The sequence below is a fragment of the Streptomyces sp. NPDC026500 genome (genome assembly GCF_055567635.1).
Map to the genome: position 1 here is coordinate 38,221 of NZ_JBVHQB010000007.1, position 17,187 is coordinate 55,407.

The following is a 17,187-nucleotide window of genomic DNA, read 5'->3' on the forward strand; positions in this document are numbered from 1 at the left end:
CGCGTGGCAGGGTCGCGAGGCCATTGCCCGGTACCGACTGACGCTTTCGATCCTCCCGATCCCCGCCCCCTCCCGATCGGCCAAAGGCTCCTCATGCGACTGCGTACGGCCCATCCGCTCGCTCCGACCGCCCTCGCCCCGACCGCTCTCGCCCTGTGCGTGACGCTCACGCCGACCCCGGCGTACGCGCTGGACCCCCGCCCCGCCTGTGTCTCGTCCGACACCCGTGACTTCCCGATCAAGACCCGTATCCACGGTGGTCCCGACGCCTACCAGGCCGGCGGCGACTTCGGGACCTGGTACATCGACCTCACCAACACCACGGCGCACCCCTGCGGCGCGATCCACCCGGTCGTCGTCCTCGTGGACGAGAAGCGGACGCTGCGGCCGGGGCAGGCGCGGCTGGAGTTCTACGAGGGGGAGCGGGCCCACACGGTGAAGTTCGAGCGGAGCGACGAGGCCGAGAACGTCGGGCCGTTCGACGACGGCTTCCCCGGGTTCACCGTGGCCCCCGGCCGCACCCTCACCGTGAAGGTGCGGCTGTCCCTGACCTCCGACGCGACCGCTCCGAACGCCGTCGTCGCGAACGCGGCCGTCGTACAGAAGCACGACGACGACGGCGACTGGGTGGGGGAGTCGAACCCTTACCGGTTCCGTGTCGAGGGCGATGCCAAGGACAAGGGCAAGTCCGCGGAGACGGGCGAGGACCAGGGCGGCACCGTGGACACAGGGACCGACGCCGACGCGAGTCCCGGTGCGAGTGCCGACCCCGGTGTGAGCGCGCGTGCCAGTGCCGGTACGGGCGCGGCGAGTGGGACGACCAGTGTCGGCGGCACCGCCGGGACCGGTATGGCGGCGCCCTCCGCGGACCAGTTGGCCAGCACCGGGCCCGGCAGGCCGAACCGGCTGGGACTGGCCGCGCTCGCGCTCGCGCTGGTCGCCGCCGGAGCCGGACTGCTCGCCCTGTCACGGCGGGTGCGCCCGCGCCGGCGCTGACACCTGGAAGCCGTGGCGGGAACGCCGTCTGCGACGATCGTTTCCGTGGACTATCCGAACGACCAGGCCCCCGGCGCCCCCGTGCGCTCCGGTATTCCGGAGCACGGCCGCATCCCGAAGTACTACGCGGTCAAGGCGCACATCGCCCGGCTCGTCGAGGAGCTGGGCGAAGGAGGGCTCCTGCCCACCGAACGCGATCTGTCCGAGAAGTACGAGGTCGCCCGCGAGACGGTGCGTCAGGCGCTTCGCGAGCTGCTGCTCGAAGGGAAGCTGCGGCGGCAGGGCCGCGGCACGGTGGTCGCCGGTCCCAAGCTGGAGCAGCCGCTCTCGCTGGCGAGCTACACCGAGGGCGTTCGGCGGCAGGGGCGCACCCCCGGTCGTACGCTCATCTCTCTCGACCGCTTCCCCTGTCCTGAATCACTCGCCACCGAGGCGGGGCTCCAACGCGGTGAGCCCGTCTGGCACATGGAGCGGGTGCTGCTCGCGGACGACGAACGGGTCGGCCTGGAGAGCACCTACGTGGCGGTGGGCCGGGTCCCGGACCTCGACCGCGACTTCGACCCCGACTCCTCGTTCTACGCGTACCTCCACGAGCGGCTCGGTGTCGCGTTCGGCGACGCCGACGAGCGGATCGAGACCGTGCTGGCCACTCCCCGCGAGGCGCTGCTCATCGGAACGCCGCCCGCGCTGCCGATGCTGCTGATCCACCGGGTCTCGCGGGACACGCAGGGGCGGCCGCTGGAGCGGGTGCGGACGCTGTACCGGGGGGACCGGTTCTCGTTCACCGCGCACCTCGGCGATTGATCCGGGCGATCGATTTCCAGCCAGGTCGAGGCGGGCTGGGCGGGCTTCGGTCCGCCCTCTTTTTGTAACGTATAGATAACGGGTCTAGCCCAAACGTGATGGGCAGTTCATCATCCGGTTGCTGTCCGGACCCTTCCGATTCCCCCGTCCCGAGGAGCGTTGCCGTCGTGAGAGTGATAGTCGTCGGAGCCGGCGTGGTGGGCACCCTGCACGCCTGGCATGCAATGGAGCGCGGCCACGAGGTCGTACAGATCGAGCGTGAGGCGGAGGCCCGTGGGGCCTCGCTGCGCAACTTCGGGCAGATCTGGGTCAGTGGTCGCGCCGGAGGAGAGGAGCTCGAAACCGCGCTGCGGGCGCGGGAGTTGTGGGAGGAGATCGGGACACGCGTCCCCGGTCTCGGCTTCCGGGCATGCGGATCGCTGACCCCGGTGCGCAACCGGCGCGAACTCGCCGTCGCCGAGGCAGCCCTGGCCCGCGATGACGCCGCGGCCCGCGGCTACAAACTGCTCACCGCGGGTGAGGCACGTGCGGTGAACCCCGCGCTGCGCGGCGCCTTCGAGGCGGCCCTGTACTGCGAGCGCGACGCGGCCGTCGAGCCGCGCACCGCCCAACTCGCCCTCCGTGCCGAACTGTTGAAATCCCCGAACTACACGTTCCGGCCGGGCCGCGAGGTCCGTGAGGTGATCGGCGAGCACGCTGTCCGCGACGACCACGGTGACATCCACAGCGGTGACGCCGTGGTGCTGTGCACGGGCGCCTGGCTCGGCGGTCTCGTACGGGAACTGGCGGGCCCCGAACTGCCCGTGCGGCGCGTACGGCTCCAGATGATGCAGACCGACCCGCTGGGTGAGCCGCTCACCACCTCCGTCGCCGACGCGGACAGTTTCCGCTACTACCCCGCGTACCGGAGCGGGGCGCTCGACGAACTCAACTCCGGTCAGCCGCAAGCGCCGATCGCCGCCGAACACCGTATGCAGCTGCTCATGGTGCAGCGCGCCGACGGCGGGCTGACCATCGGCGACACCCACGAGTACGAGCACCCCTTCGCCTTCGACACCCTCGAAGACCCCTACGACCACCTCACCGAGGTCGTCGAATCCTTCCTCGGCCGCCCGCTGCCGAAGATCCGGCGCCGCTGGGCCGGGGTGTACGCGCAGTGCACCGACGCGAGCCGGGTCGTGCACCGCCAGCGTGTGCGGGACGGGGTGTGGCTGGTCACCGGGCCCGGCGGGCGCGGCATGACCTGCTCACCCGCCATAGCCGAGACGACCGCCGACGAACTGGGATGGTGAACGAGTTGAACGACATACGCGACCTGCGACTTGTGGTGCTCGACATGGCCGGCACCACCGTCGCCGACGGCGGCCTCGTGGAGCGGGCCTTCGCCGTGGCCGCCGGGGAGCTGGGCGTCGAGCCCGGTTCCGCGGACCACGACAAGAAGCTCGACCACGTCCGCGCCACCATGGGCGAGTCCAAGATCTCCGTCTTCCGGCACCTGTTCGGCGAGGAGGCCCTCGCCCGGCGCGCCAACGCCACCTTCGAGAAGGCGTACGGGGAACTCGTCGACGGCGGGAGCCTCGCGCCCGTCGCCGGGGCCCGCGAGGCGATCGAGGAACTCCAGGGCGGCGGCCGGACCGTCGTCCTGACCACCGGCTTCGCCCGCGTCACCCAGGACGCCATCCTCGACGCCCTCGGCTGGCGGGACCTGGTGCCGCTCACGCTGTGCCCGGCCGACGCCGGAGGCCGCGGGCGCCCCTACCCCGACATGGTGCTGGAGGCGTTCCTGCGGACCGGGGCCGCGGACGGGGTCCGCCAGATCGCCGTCGTCGGCGACACCTCGTACGACATGCTCAGTGGTGTACGCGCCGGGGCGGGTGTCGTCGTCGGTGTACTCACCGGGGCGCACGGAGACGAGGCGCTGCGCGCCGCCGGGGCCGGTCACGTACTCGGCTCGGTGGCCGAACTGCCCGCGCTGCTCGGCGAATTCGCCGCCGGAGTCGGGCGATGAGCAGCGGCGTCCGCTTCGAGAGGGTGTCCGTCGCCTACGGCGGCACCACGGTTCTCGACTCCTTCGACCTGACCGTCGAACCCGGCGAGGTGATGGCCCTGCTCGGGCCGTCCGGGTCGGGGAAGACCACCGCGCTGCGGGCCGTCGCCGGATTCGTGCGGCCCGCCGCCGGACGGGTGTTCATCGGCGACCGCGACGTGACCGACCTGCCGCCCCACCGGCGAGGGATCGGCATGGTCGTCCAGCAGTACGCGCTCTTCCCGCACCTGCGGGTCGAGGACAACGTCGCCTTCGGGCTCAAGGCGCGGAAGGCGCCCAAGGGCGAGATCCGCGGGCGGGTGGCCGAGGCGCTGGAGATGACCGGGATGGCGGCGTACGCGCGACGCTACCCGCGCGAGCTGTCCGGCGGACAGCAGCAGCGCGTCGCCATCGCGCGGGCGCTCGCCATCCGGCCCGGGGTCCTCCTGCTCGACGAGCCCCTGTCCGCGCTCGACGCCCGGCTGCGCTCCGGAATGCTCGCCGAACTCGCTCGGCTGCACCGGGAGTTGCCGGACGTGTCGATCCTGTACGTCACCCACGACCAGGTCGAGGCACTGACCCTGGCCGACCGGATCGCCGTCATGGACAAGGCCCGGCTGCGGGACGTCGGCACACCGCGCGAGCTGTACCGGACGCCGAGCACCGAGTTCACCGCGGCCTTCGTGGGCGAGGCGAACCTGCTGCCGGTGAAGGTGCGGGCGGACGGAGTCACCTTCGCCGGGGCCGAGTTGAAGGTGCCGACGGGGGATGCCGCCGAGGGCGCGAGCGCCACCCTGTGCGTACGGCCGCACCTCGTCGGACTCGGCGAGGGGCCCAACGCCGTCAAAGGGGTGGTCGCCGAGGTGCAGTGGCGCGGTGCGACCCACCGGCTCCACGTCGACGTGGGCGGCCATCGGGTGATGGCCGACCTGCGTGAGCTGCGCACGACTCCGGCGCCGGGGGACTCGGTGGACCTGCACTTCGCGCCGGAGGACGCGGTGCTGCTCCCGGCGGGAGTCACCGCCGAGCGGGCGGCCGAGATCACCGGAGCGCGGACGGCCGAAATCAACGCCGAGCGGCCGGCCGGAGTCGCCGACAGGCAGACCGCAGGGATGGCCGAAGGGGTGACCCGGGATGGCTAGCGCCGCGGTCACCGCGCCCGCGAACACGGTCACCAAGTCCTGCACGGGAATGCCGTCCTGGGCGTGGGCCCTGCCGCCCGTCGCCGTTCTCGGCCTCGTCTTCCTCTACCCGCTCGCCCTCGTCGTCCAGCAGTCGTTCCGGCCGGACAGCGGCGGCACCTCGGCGCAGGCCTACGGGGACGTGTTCGCCTCCACGGCCTTCCGGGAGGCGCTCGGCACCACCGTGTGGCTCGCGGTGGGCTCCACGGCCGGATGCCTGGTCCTCGGATTCGTGCTCGCCCTGGTCATCGCCTTCGTGCCGTTCCCCGGCGCGAAGGCGGTCGCCCGGTTCATCGACGTCTTCCTGTCCTTCCCGTCCTTCCTGATCACACTCGCGCTGCTGTTCGCCTACGGGACCGTCGGCATGGCCAACGGACTCTGGACGGGCGCGACCGGGGCCACAGAGGGCCCGTTCCAGTTCCTGACCACGCCGTGGGGAGTGCTCCTCGCCGAGGTCACCTACTTCACCCCGTTCGTGATGCGGCCGCTGCTCGCCGCCTTCTCGGGGATCGACACCGGTCAGTTGGAGGTGGCGTCCTCGCTCGGTGCGCGGCCCGCGCGGATCGTGCGGCAGGTGATCCTGCCCGAGGCGCTGCCCGCGCTCGCGGCCGGCGGCAGCCTGGTCCTGGTGCTCTGCCTGAACGAGTTCGGGATCGTCCTGTTCACCGGGGCGAAGGGGGTCACGACCCTGCCGATGCTCGTGTACAGCAAGGCGATCCTGGAGTCGGACTATCCAGGAGCCTGTGTGGTCGCCGTCGTCAACGTCCTGATCTCCGTGGGCCTCTACGCCCTCTACCGGGTGGTGAGCCGCCGTGCTGGTGCATAGCCGCAAGGGGAAGTGGGCCTGCTGGGCCGTCTTCTTCGTCCTCTTCCTGCCCCTGTTCGCCCTGCCGCTGCTCGTCGTCCTCGCCGCGTCGTTCGCCACCAACTGGTCGGGCGCGCTCCCGTCCGGCCTCACCACCGGGCACTACACCGCCGCCACCCGCGGCGAATCCCTCCACGCTCTCACCACCAGCCTGGTCACCGCGGTCACCGCGAGTCTGCTCGCGCTGGTCGTCGGCACCTGGGCGGCGCTCGCCGGGCACGCCCTGGGCAAGCGCGGCAGACGTGTCCTGGACGCGCTGTTCATGCTGCCGGTCGCGGTGCCCTCCGTCGTCGTCGGGCTCGCGATCCTTGTCGCCTTCTCCAAGCCGCCGATGCTTCTGAACGGCACCCGCTGGATCGTCTTCCTCGCGCACGCCGTTCTCGTCACGGCGTTCGCCCACCGGTCCGTGTCGGCGGCCGTCGTCCGTCTCGACCCGGCCTACGAACAGGCTGCCGCCTCGCTCGGCGCCCGGCCCGCCTCCGTGCTGTGGCGGGTGCGGCTGCCCCTGCTGCTGCCCTCGCTGACGGCCGCCGCGGGGCTCTGCTTCGCCCTGTCCATGGGCGAGTTGAGCGCCACCATGATGCTCTACCCGCCCGACTGGACCCCGCTTCCCGTCCAGATCTACGCGGCCACCGACCGCGGTGCCCTCTTCACCGGGTCCGCGCTCGCCGTGGTCCTCATGACGGCGACGGTGCTCGTCCTGTTCGCCGTCTCCCGGATCCGCACCAAGGCCTCCTACCGCTGATCCGGCTCATCTTCAAAAGCTCTCGACAGTTACCAAAAGCCCTGACAACGCAAGGAGTTCACCTCGCCATGCCTGCAAACGCGCGTCCGCGGCACCTCACTCCGATCGCCGCCGTCATCGGCGTCCTCGCCCTCGCCGGCTCCCTCACCGCCTGCGGCGGGGACTCCGCCGCCTCCGACGCCAAGGTGGTCACCGTGTACAGCGCGGACGGCCTCAAGGGCGAGAACGGGGACGGCTGGTACGACCGGGTATTCAAGGACTTCCAGAAGGAGACCGGGATCAAGGTCGAGTACGTCGAGGGGGGTTCGGGCGAGATGGTCCAGCGGGCCGTCCGCGAGAAGACCAACCCGCAGGCCGACGTCCTCGTGACCCTCCCGCCGTTCATCCAGCAGGCCGACGGCAAGGGACTGCTCCAGAAGTACACCCCCAAGGGCTCGGAGCAGGTCGACGGTGCCGACAAGGCAGCCGACGCCACCTGGACCTCCGTCGTCAACAACTACTTCGGCTTCGTCTACAACAAGAAGGAACTGAAGCAGGCCCCCACCACCTGGGACGAGCTGCTGGCCGGGACGTACAAGAACAAGCTCCAGTACTCCACCCCGGGCGTCGCCGGAGACGGAACCGCCGTGCTCATCAAGGCGATCCACGACTTCGGCGGCAAGGACGCGGCGCTCGCCTACCTGAAGAAGCTCCAGGCCAACAACGTCGGCCCGTCCGCGTCCACCGGCAAGCTCGCCCCCAAGGTCGACAAGGGTGAACTGCTGGTCGCCAACGGCGATGTCCAGATGAACTACGCGCAGTCCAAGGACATGCCGAACCTGGGCATCTGGTTCCCGCGGGCCACCGGCAACGCCGCCGACGCCGCCGGGAAGCCGACCACCTTCGCCCTCCCGTACGCCGCGGGCCTCGTCACCGGGGCCCCGCACTCCGAGAACGGCAGGAAGCTCCTCGACTACATGCTGTCCGCCACGGCGCAGCGGCAGGTCAGCGAGATCGGCGGCGGCTTCTCCGCACGCAAGGACATCAAGACGACGGACGCGAACGCCATCGCCCTCACCGGGCTCATGGACGGCGTCGAGATCTTCGAGCCGGACTGGGCCGACATCGACAAGAACCTGACCACGTACGTCGAGGACTGGAAGTCCGCCACCGGCAGCTGACTCCTGTCCGGCGGGTGTACCCGGCCCCCGGCAGAACCCAGCCCCAGGACCGGACCCCGCGCGACGCCCCTGGAACCACCGGGGGCGTCGCCCTGCCCCGAACGCCTCACCCTCAGCTGTTCGTCCGTGCTGTTCCATCCGTGCCCCACACCTTCATCCCCCCTTCGGAGGATCACGTGTCGACACGCATGTCCCGTCGCTCGCTGCTCGCCTCGGCGGCCGGTCTCGCCCTCGCCGCCGACCCGTTCGCGGCCGTCGCCCGCGCCGCCGCCAGGACCCCCAAGGTCCTGGTCATCGGCCTCGACGGCACGCTGCTGAACCGCATCAAGGACGCCGACGCCCCCAACCTGGACGCCCTGATGGCCGCGGGCCTCACCGCGCCCAGCAGCATCTACGCCAACCCGCTCGCGCCCACGCTCTCCGGCCCCGGCTGGTCCACGATCATCACCGGCGTCTGGCCCGACAAGCACAACGTGAAGGACAACACCTTCACCGGCCAGAAGTTCGCGCGGTACCCGGACTTCCTCACCCGGATCGAGACCGCGAAGCCGTCCCTGAACACCTGTGCCGTCTCGTCCTGGGCACCTCTCACGGACACCGTCTTCTCCTCGAAGGTCGACACCCGCGTGTCCACCCCGAGCGCCGAGTACGACACCGGCACCACCTCGCGCGCGGTCGCCCAGCTGCGCGACGCCAACCCCGACGCGGTTTTCGTACAGCTCGACAACGTCGACCACGCGGGCCACAGCTACGGCGCCCGCCTACCCGGTCACCGGAGGCGCCGCGGCCACCCTCACGTACACCACTTACTACCGCCAGGAGTCCCCGCAGAAGGGCGAGGTGCTCGTCTCCTACGACGGCGCGGCGCCGGTCGGGGTGAAGGCGTACACCGCCGATGTCTCCTCCCGCGTCGAGAACGTGACCCTCCAGGTCCCGGCCGGTGCCACGACGGCGCGCGTGCGTTTCCGTTACACCGGCGGGAACAACTGGTACTGGGTGATCGACGGAGTATCGGTGAAACCGGTCTGACCAGGTCGGGATCGTGCGGTCCTGACTAGGCTGGGGGCGTCGGCACAAAGTCGTTCCGGCGCCCCCGGATCGAGTGCGTACGTACGCCAGGACGGCAGGAGACCCAGCACATGTCAGAGCGCAAGCCGATCGAGTCGTGGCTCACCGACATGGACGGTGTCCTCATCCACGAGGGTGTGCCGATCCCCGGCGCCGACGCCTTCATCAAGAAGCTGCGGGAGTCGGGCAAGCCCTTCCTGGTCCTGACGAACAACTCCATCTACACGGCCCGGGACCTGCACGCCCGGCTCAAGCGCATGGGCCTGGACGTGCCGGTCGAGAACATCTGGACCTCCGCCCTCGCCACCGCCAAGTTCCTGGACGACCAGCGGCCCGGCGGCACGGCGTACGTCATCGGCGAGGCGGGCCTGACCACCGCGCTGCACGACATCGGGTACGTCCTGACCGACCACGAACCGGACTACGTCGTCCTCGGGGAGACCCGTACCTACTCCTTCGAGGCCATGACCAAGGCGGTCCGGCTGATCAAGGGCGGCGCCCGGTTCATCGCCACCAACCCGGACGAGACCGGCCCCTCCACCGAGGGTCCGCTGCCGGCCACCGGCGCGGTCGCAGCGCTGATCACCAAGGCCACCGGCAAGCAGCCGTACTTCGCGGGCAAGCCGAACCCGCTGATGATGCGGACCGGCCTGAACGCCATCGGCGCGCACTCCGAGACCAGCGCGATGATCGGCGACCGCATGGACACCGACGTCCTGGCCGGTCTGGAGGCGGGGATGGAGACCTTCCTCGTCCTGACCGGGCTCACCACGCCGGAGGAGATCGAGCGCTACCCGTACCGTCCGTCGAAGATCGTCGACTCGATCGCGGATCTCGTTGACCGCGTCTGAATCCCCGGGGCGCGCCGACCGCATCCGAACTCCCGGGCAGCCCGGACAGCTCCTGGCGGATCCGAAACCCTCGGGGCCGCGGACAGACCCGTACGGAGCAGTGGCGGCCCCCTGGAGATGCGGGCCGCCGCCCCGAGGGGGAGTCTCCAGGTATCTGGAGGTTTCACGATGAGCTCAATGCGACTCACTCTCTGTGCCGGGGCGGTGGTCGCTGCCGCGTTCACGCCCGCCGCGTACGCGGCCGACGCGGGACCGGCCGGTGTTTCCGTCACCCCCGCGTTCCCCGCCGCCGGCAGCGACATCCAGTTGCGGGCGATGGGCTGCGCGGGCCGGACGGGCACCGCGGCCTCGGACGCGTTCGTCTCGGACGCGCGGCTGACCGGCGGGGGCGGCGGCGGACTGGTCGGCGAGACCCGCGTCCGTACCTCACTCCGCCCCGGCAGCTACGACATCCGGGTCGACTGCGACGGCCACCACGACCGGGTCAGGGGCACGGTCACCGTCCCGGCACCGGACTCCTCACCGAGCGCCTCCGCGCCCGCCTCGCCGATCGCGCCCGTGCATGCGGGCGGCGGTGGAACCGCCCGCCTCGCCACGGTGGGTGACGCCCGCGCGGCCGGACCCGGCACCAAGCAGGCGGTGGTCGGCCTGGTCCTCGCGGGCGTCGCCGCGGTCGCCGTGGCGATCCGCAGCGCGCGCCGGGGCCACGACGGCCGCGACTGACATGGCCGAACGGGAGCGTTCCCCGGGCGCCGGCCGTCTGCTGACCGGCGTGGCCTGGCTGGTGCTGCTGCTCGGGCTGTGGCTGTGGGGCCGCGAGGTGACGGATCTGCGGCTGGGGACATCGGCGCCGACCACGGGGGACATCGCGGCCGTCGGACGGCCGCCGGAGGTACGGCTGCCACCCGCGCTCAAGCCCCTCGGGAACGCCCGTCCGCAGCGCGTCGACATTCCCTCGATGGGCGTGCAGGCCCCCGTCGTGGCCCGCGGGCTCGACGGTCGGGGCGCGATCGATCCGCCGCCGTTCGATCAGCCGGGTGTCGTCGGTTGGTACGCGGCCGGGGCGCAGCCGGGCGCCGTCGGGACCGCGCTGATGGTCGGTCACGTCGACACCCGGACCCGCCCCGCCGTCTTCTACAAACTCAGCTCCGTCAAGCCCGGCGACACCATTCGGGTCATGCGTGACGACGGGACGGTCGCCGAGTTCACCGTGGACGACGTCCAGGTGCTGCCGCGCGACCATTTCGATGCCCAACAGGCTTACGGCGTACGGAAGTCGGGGCGGGCCGAGCTGCGGCTGATCACCTGCGGCGGAACCTTCGACAAGACGAGCGACAGCTACACGGCGAACGTGGTCGTCTCGGCGTATCTCACGGGGAGCGGACTGTGAGACAGGGCGCGGGTGTCGGTGCCGGTGCCGGTGTGGGCGCCGGTGCGGTCACCGGGCCCGGTCGACGACCCGCTCCCCCCGGAGCCGCCGACCGGGCTGATCCTCGACCGCGCGCGCACGGGTTGCGGGAGTAACCCGGCGCCGGCGCGGGAGGTTTGGGGCCCGCTCGCCGGGGTGAGGCGGTCAGGCCGGGCAACTGGCCGGGCAACGGGGCCACTTGAGGCCACCTTAGAACAGATGAGCGGTGCGGTTCATAGACCCTTTGACGCCAAGTCCACGACGGACGGCCGCAGATCCCGGCACGGCGTGCGTATCCGCGGTGCCGGGGCTGTAACAGCTCTCCGACAGGGGTCGCACGGTCTCGTGGGCGGTGCGGTAGGTATGTCAGGATTGAGACTTGGGACGGTGCACCCGAGGGGGAGTCGGATGGACGGCAACAGGGGTGCCGGGGCACGGGCGTCCATGGCGGTGCTGGGGGCGGCACTGCTGCTCGCGGGGTGTTCCTCCGGGGGCGACGGCGGCCAGGACGAGGGTTCCGGAGCCAAGGTCACACAACAGCCGAAGAACGCGGACCCGTTCTGGGTGAATCCGCACGGGAACGCGGCCGAGCAGGTCGCCGCCTACGTCAAGGCGGGCAAAGGCCCGGAAGCCGAGCAGATCCGCAAGATAGCCGAGCGGCCCACCGGTGAGTGGATCGGCCCGGAGAACCCGGAACAGGAGGCGCGCGGCTTCACCGAGGCCGCCGAGAAGTCCGACCGGGCCGCGATCCTGGTCCTCTACAACATCCCGCACCGCGACTGCGGGCAGTTCTCGCAGGGCGGCGCCGCCGACGGCAACGCCTACCGGACCTGGATCGACGGGGTGGCGAGGGGCATCGAGGACCGCCCCGCCACGGTGATCCTGGAACCGGACGCCATCCTGCACCTGGTCAACCAGTGCACACCCCAGCAGTACCAGGAGGAGCGCTACGACCTCCTCAAGGGCGCCATCGGCAAACTCAAGTCCCTGAAGAACACCAAGGTGTATCTGGACGCGGGCAACGCCGGCTGGGGTCACCCCGACCAGATCTTCCAGCCGTTGCAATCGGCGGGCATCGGCCAGGCCGACGGCTTCTCCGTCAACGTCTCCAACTTCTACTCGACCGAGGACTCCATCGCGTACGGCAAGCAGCTGGCCGCGAAGGTCGGCGGCAAGCACTTCGTCATCGACACCAGCCGCAACGGCAACGGCCCGTACACGGGCGGCAAGGCCGACGAGAACTGGTGCAACCCGCCGGGCCGCGCGCTCGGCGAGAGCCCGACGACCAGGACCGCCGACCCGCTCGTCGACGCGTATCTGTGGGTCAAGCGGCCGGGCGAGTCGGACGGAACCTGCAAAGGCGGCCCGAAGGCGGGCGATTGGTGGGCGGGCTACGCCCTGAAGCTCGCGCAGGCCTCCAAGTAGCGGAAGCCCGAGCAGCGGGGGCAGCCGGTAAGCGGTCCGGGCGGCGGCAGCCGGTACGGGGCCGGGGGCGCCCCCGCCTCTCGCGGAGGGCGCCCCCAGCCCCGTACAGAGATACTCGCCCGCCCACAACCTCCGCGAAATCAGGGCACCTTGACCCACTGGGCCTTGCTCGGGGTGCCCTGGTCGTCGGTCACGAACAGCATGTACCAGCCGGACTCGACGAGATTCCGGTTCTTCGGCACCGTCACCGAGATCCCGGTCTTCGTCTTCGTGAAGTCCAGGGCGATGGACCGCTGGTCGACGTCGGTGACATGGGTGGACGCGCTCGGCCGGATCAACCGGGCCGTCCTGATGGACGAGGTGTGCGCCGAGGTGAAGGACGCCGAGGCGCCGCGGGCGATCGTCTTCGGCCCGCCGGACAGCGAGGGCCGCGCGTCCCGGAACAGGTACGGCGGTGTGTAGATCTCGATGCGCTGCTCGAAGGTGGCCGGCTTGGTGTCGGCCTTGTCCGCGTAGAGCGAGTTGGAGCCGAAGAACATCACGCGCCCGTCCGGCAACAGGATCGAGCCGGAGTGGTAGTTGCGGCCCACCAGCGGGTCGGCCACCCGGTCGAAGGTGTTCGCCTTCGGGTCGTAGATCCGCGCCTGGAGGATGTTCGAGTCGCCGCGCCCGCGGTAGTCCTCGGAACCGCCCGAGACCAGGACGGTGTCGTCGGGCAGGATCGAGGACTGCGGATAGCGGGTGCCCTTCTCCAGCTCGGGCCCGTCCACGAACCTCGGCTTCCTGTCCAAGAGGTCGATCAGCCGGGTCCTCCTGCTCGACAGCTTGGACTCCCCGACCCCGCCGCCGCCGATCACCAGGTACTTCTCGTTCTGCGCGGGCGGCAGCAGCACGGTGCCGGACGTCTCCATCATGTTCGGGTCGCTCAGACCCTGGAGCTTGGTGAACCTGTTGCTCGCCAGGTCCCAGACACCGGGGTCGCGGCCCACGTCGTCGGGGCCGTAGCCGGCGTTCGAGCCCGAGTAGAAGAGCTTGCCGTTCTGCATCAGCGAGATCGCCGGGTAGGTCGGGAACTGCCGGATGCCCTTGGTGTACGTCCACTTCCTGGTCTTCGGGTCGAAGATCTCGTTCTTGCCCGGGACGAGCTGGCCGATCTCGTCCAGGCCGGAGAGGCTGAGAACCTTGCCGTCGCTGAGGGTGGTCAGCGTCGGGTACCAGCGAGCCTCGTTCATCGGGTCGACCTTGATGTACTTCTCGGCGACCGGATCGAACTCGTAGGCATCCCGGATGCCCTGGAAGTCCTTCTTGTCCAGGGCGAGCTTCTGCGCGATGCCGTAGGTGTTGCGGGCGTCGGCGCCGGTCAGGCCCTGTATCCGGTAGTTGTCCTGGGTGCCGGTCTCGTACCGCCGGCCACTTCGGTGCGCCTCGACATAGATGCGGCCGAGGCCCGGGTCGTTGTGCAGGAACGCGCCGGTCGCCTTGTCGAAGACCTTCCTGGCGCGCGGGACGAGCACCGGGTCCTTCGACACGAACGTCTTGCCGTTCTTCCTGCCGGTGAACTTGCTGCCCGCGGGCAGCGTGATGGGCCGGTCGGGGTTCTCGTTGTGGACGACCATCAGCCCGCCGGCCTTGGTGACATCGCCCTTCAGCGTCTCGTACCGCTTGGTGCCGCCGGCGATCAGCAGATTGCCGTTGGCGAGCTGGGTGTGTCCCGTGCAGAACAGGTCCGCGGGCGTCGGGATCTTCTTGATCGTGTCCTTGACCGGATCCCAGACCCGGGTGTCGAACCTCTTCGCGTCGAAGTTGTCCTGGTTGTTGCCCGAGCCCGCGATGAGCAGGATCTTGCCGGTGTGCAGCAGGGCCGCGTGGATCGTGTTGAGCCGGTACTCCGCCGGGAAGTCGATGATGTCCCAGTGGCCGTTGTCGGCTTTGTACTCCGGCTTGTTGATCGTGTACTGGTGGTACTTGTCCGTTCCGAAGCGGTACAGCCACGGCCCGTTCATCCCGGCCAGCACGAGCACCACCGCCCCGGTTATGCCGAGGCGGCGGACCCGGCGGCGACGGCCACCGTCCTCCTTCATTTCTTGTGTCCCCCAAGGGCGATCCGCACGGTCTGGTCGCTCTCGCCGTTCGCGGCGGCCCAGCTGGGCTTGTGCTGCGGCGCGTGCGGGGCGTGCTGCTCCTGTCGCGGCGCCACGGCCTGCTGCGGAACGCGGACGTCCTCGGGCGCCGCGGGCGGCCGCTTCCGCTCCTGGCGCACGGTCCAGCGCCAGGCGAGGATCGGCGAGGCGGTGATCAGCAGGGCGACGGCCCCCCAGGTGACCATCGCGGGGTGGGAGTGCCCGAGAACGAAGCCGGCGATGATCGAGCCCGCGAAGACCAGGATGAAGAACAGATGGATCCGGAAGGTCCCGAAGAGCGTGTCGGGGCTGGCCGAATCGCCCTTGGGTGTGACCACGAACGTGCTCTTGCGGCGCAGCACGGCGTCCATCAGCGACCGTGCGTAGATCGGGGCGGACAGCGCCGACATCACCATGCCGGCGACACCGCCGGAGCCCTCCGGCTCGTGCGGCGAGACGTTGTGGCGGCGGTTCCAGATGTACAGCCCGATCTGGAGCGCCGAGGCGTTGCCGTACAGCATCAGCCAGACCGTCGGGTCGATGTTCACGCCCGACGCTCCGAGTCCGAGGAACAGGGCGCAACTCAGGGCGGCGAGGATCCAGTTGAGCGCCGACATCGGGTAGAAGACGATCATCATGGTGTAGTTGAAGAGCCTGCCCGGAGGCATCGTGACGAAGCCCTTCCAGTACTGCTTGAGGATCGTCTCGTAGGTGCCCCGTGACCAGCGCAGCTGCTGGGTGAAGAAGTCCGTCCAGGCGCCCGGTCCCTCCCCGACGGCCAGGACGTCCGGGGTGTACACGGACTTCCACTTCCTGCCGGTCTCCGGATTCCTGGCGCGGTGCATCTCGAAGCCGGTCGCCATGTCCTCGGTGATCGAGTCGTACAGGCCGCCGATCTGCTTCAGCGCCTTGATGCGTACGGCGTTGGAGGTGCCCACGAACATCGGCGAGCCGTAGAAGTTGCCGGCCCGCTGGATAAGGGCGTGGAACAGGAACTGCTGCGACTCGGCGGCCTTGGTGATGGGGTTGTCGTAATTGCCGTACACCTGCGGGCCGATGACGAAGCCGACATCCGGGTCGCGGAAGAAGCCGAGCATCCGCTCCAGGTAATTGGGCAGCGGTACGTGGTCCGTGTCGACCGAGGCGAAGTAGTCGTAGTCGTCGCCGTGGGCCTGCAGCCAGGCGTTGTAGTTGCCGTGCTTGGTCCTGACGCGGTGCGGGCCCTTGGCCCGGTTCCACTCGGCGACGCCCTTGCGGGTGAAGTGGTGCACGCCCAGGCGTGCGCAGACCTCCTTCACCTCCGGGTCGTCGCCCTCGTCGAGGAGCCAGATGTGCAGCAGTCCCCGGTGGCGCAGTTCGACGGCGGCCTCCAGGGTCTTCGTCACCATGGAGAGGGGTTCCTTGCCGGGTACGAAGGAGGTCAGGAAGGCGACTCTCGTGCCGGATTCGGGCACCACCGGGATCGGGTCGCGGGCGACCAGGGTGGCGTGCGCGTTGGACAGTACGTTCATGCACCGGAAGAACTCGATCAGGCCGATCGACACCAGCATCACGGTGTCCAGTACCGGCAGGAAGTCGTAGGCGGGATAGTCGCGTTCGGTCCAGTGCACGGGCTGGAGCAGCCAGCCGAGCAGGATCAGCGAGAGAAGCGGAGCCGCGCCCAGCATGAGTGCCGCCCGTACGCGGTGCGGCTCCTGCGACAGCAGGGAGCGGTACCGCACCTTGTACGGCTTGCCGGGATCGGGCTCGGTGAGCGGACCGGCGAGCCGGCTGTAGTGCTCGTAGTCGTACCTCGGCAGCGTCTTCCTGATCTTCCGGAAGCTGTTGGTGCGGTGGTTCGGCAATCGGAGCTGGGTCGTCTCCGTACTGTCGAATTCCTTCCGGGCGCCCGTCGGCGTCGACGTCATGAGTCATCCCCCCGCACGCACGCTCGGGTGCGTGTTCGTCGGTTCTCGTCCGCCCGCCCGGCCCCCTGGACCGTCACGGACGCGTTCACTGGCCGGCCGGCGTCGCATCGCCTCATTCACACCATACGGACATGAAACGACGGCTCTCCGGTTGCGCGACGCCCCCCTCGGCATCGTTCATGAGTGGGCCCCCAGCCCCTCACAGTCGCAACCGGCCCCTACTCCAACTATCCCAACTGCCCTAAATCGACAGCCCTTTGCAGCACAGGGTTCTATGTCGTCCGTCATGATCGCAAGATGCGAAACGCGGTGTTAACCGGTCATACGCGTTTATTGGGACGCGAGTACGAAAAGGGGACCGACGTCGGCTCCGGTCCGGGCTCCGACGCCGGCTCCGACGCCGGCTCCGATACCGGCTCCGCTCAGGGGTCCGATGTCGGCTCCGAGGCAGGCTCCGGTACGGGCGTCGGTGAGTGGCTTCCCGGGCATGACGAAGGGCCCCCTCGTTCGTCACGAGGAGGCCCTTCGGTCGGTGCGCCGCCAGGGACTCGAACCCCGGACCCGCTGATTAAGAGTCAGCTGCTCTAACCAACTGAGCTAGCGGCGCCTGCTGACGCGAAAACTCTACCCG

Annotated in this window: 15 protein-coding genes and 1 tRNA gene; 13 read left to right on the forward strand and 3 right to left on the reverse strand. The window is 69.9% G+C overall.

What is annotated here, in order from left to right; all coding sequences use genetic code 11:
- The first annotated feature begins 93 nt into the window (after positions 1-93).
- The 13 genes from ACZ4N5_RS14670 to ACZ4N5_RS14730 all read left to right on the forward strand — a co-directional run bounded on the left by ACZ4N5_RS14670 (position 94) and on the right by ACZ4N5_RS14730 (position 12,529).
- Positions 94-996: a hypothetical protein gene (locus ACZ4N5_RS14670; RefSeq protein WP_467757455.1), complete on the forward strand. Its 903-nt coding sequence runs from the start codon at positions 94-96 to the stop codon at positions 994-996.
- A gap of 45 nt (positions 997-1,041) precedes the next feature.
- The gene (locus ACZ4N5_RS14675; RefSeq protein ID WP_467757456.1) at positions 1,042-1,800 is read left to right on the forward strand and encodes a GntR family transcriptional regulator; all 759 of its coding nucleotides are present in this window, start codon (positions 1,042-1,044) and stop codon (positions 1,798-1,800) included.
- 167 nt (positions 1,801-1,967) lie between these two features.
- Positions 1,968-3,092 (forward strand): TIGR03364 family FAD-dependent oxidoreductase, encoded by a 1,125-nt coding sequence (locus ACZ4N5_RS14680; protein ID WP_467757457.1) that lies wholly within the window; start codon positions 1,968-1,970, stop codon positions 3,090-3,092.
- 5 nt (positions 3,093-3,097) lie between these two features.
- Positions 3,098-3,808 (forward strand): HAD family hydrolase, encoded by a 711-nt coding sequence (locus ACZ4N5_RS14685; RefSeq protein ID WP_467757458.1) that lies wholly within the window; start codon positions 3,098-3,100, stop codon positions 3,806-3,808.
- Positions 3,805-4,968 carry an ABC transporter ATP-binding protein gene (locus ACZ4N5_RS14690; RefSeq protein ID WP_467757459.1) on the forward strand — a complete coding sequence of 388 codons (1,164 nt, stop codon included), beginning with the start codon at positions 3,805-3,807 and terminating at the stop codon, positions 4,966-4,968. Before ACZ4N5_RS14685 ends, ACZ4N5_RS14690 begins: the two co-directional genes overlap by 4 nt.
- Positions 4,961-5,833, forward strand: coding sequence for a 2-aminoethylphosphonate ABC transporter permease subunit (locus ACZ4N5_RS14695; RefSeq protein ID WP_467757460.1), 873 nt, complete (start codon positions 4,961-4,963; stop codon positions 5,831-5,833). Before ACZ4N5_RS14690 ends, ACZ4N5_RS14695 begins: the two co-directional genes overlap by 8 nt.
- On the forward strand, positions 5,820-6,617 hold the full coding sequence (locus tag ACZ4N5_RS14700; protein WP_467757461.1) for an ABC transporter permease: 798 nt from the start codon (positions 5,820-5,822) through the stop codon (positions 6,615-6,617). The genes ACZ4N5_RS14695 and ACZ4N5_RS14700 overlap by 14 nt, the downstream gene beginning before the upstream one ends.
- A gap of 68 nt (positions 6,618-6,685) precedes the next feature.
- Positions 6,686-7,777: a 2-aminoethylphosphonate ABC transporter substrate-binding protein gene (locus tag ACZ4N5_RS14705; protein ID WP_467757462.1), complete on the forward strand. Its 1,092-nt coding sequence runs from the start codon at positions 6,686-6,688 to the stop codon at positions 7,775-7,777.
- Between the two features lie 176 nt (positions 7,778-7,953).
- Positions 7,954-8,835 carry an alkaline phosphatase family protein gene (locus ACZ4N5_RS14710; protein ID WP_467757463.1) on the forward strand — a complete coding sequence of 294 codons (882 nt, stop codon included), beginning with the start codon at positions 7,954-7,956 and terminating at the stop codon, positions 8,833-8,835.
- 81 nt (positions 8,836-8,916) lie between these two features.
- A complete protein-coding gene (locus ACZ4N5_RS14715) occupies positions 8,917-9,696 on the forward strand; it encodes an HAD-IIA family hydrolase (RefSeq protein ID WP_467757464.1) in 780 nt (259 codons plus the stop codon).
- 168 nt (positions 9,697-9,864) lie between these two features.
- Positions 9,865-10,419, forward strand: a complete 555-nt coding sequence (locus ACZ4N5_RS14720; protein ID WP_467757465.1) for a hypothetical protein — start codon at positions 9,865-9,867, stop codon at positions 10,417-10,419.
- Position 10,420: 1 nt separating this feature from the next.
- On the forward strand, positions 10,421-11,086 hold the full coding sequence (locus ACZ4N5_RS14725) for a class F sortase (protein WP_467757466.1): 666 nt from the start codon (positions 10,421-10,423) through the stop codon (positions 11,084-11,086).
- Positions 11,087-11,512: 426 nt separating this feature from the next.
- On the forward strand, positions 11,513-12,529 hold the full coding sequence (locus tag ACZ4N5_RS14730) for a glycoside hydrolase family 6 protein (RefSeq protein WP_467757467.1): 1,017 nt from the start codon (positions 11,513-11,515) through the stop codon (positions 12,527-12,529).
- A gap of 140 nt (positions 12,530-12,669) precedes the next feature.
- Here ACZ4N5_RS14730 and glxA read toward each other — a convergent pair whose 3' ends face one another.
- From glxA to ACZ4N5_RS14745, 3 genes are all read right to left on the reverse strand, one after another.
- Complete coding sequence (gene glxA / locus ACZ4N5_RS14735) at positions 12,670-14,610, reverse strand: radical copper oxidase GlxA (RefSeq protein ID WP_467757468.1); 1,941 nt, start codon at positions 14,608-14,610, stop codon at positions 12,670-12,672.
- Positions 14,607-16,556, reverse strand: a complete 1,950-nt coding sequence (locus tag ACZ4N5_RS14740) for a glycosyltransferase family 2 protein (protein ID WP_467757469.1) — start codon at positions 16,554-16,556, stop codon at positions 14,607-14,609. The genes glxA and ACZ4N5_RS14740 overlap by 4 nt, the downstream gene beginning before the upstream one ends.
- Positions 16,557-17,089: 533 nt before the next feature.
- A tRNA-Lys gene (locus ACZ4N5_RS14745) sits at positions 17,090-17,163 on the reverse strand.
- Positions 17,164-17,187: the final 24 nt, after the last annotated feature.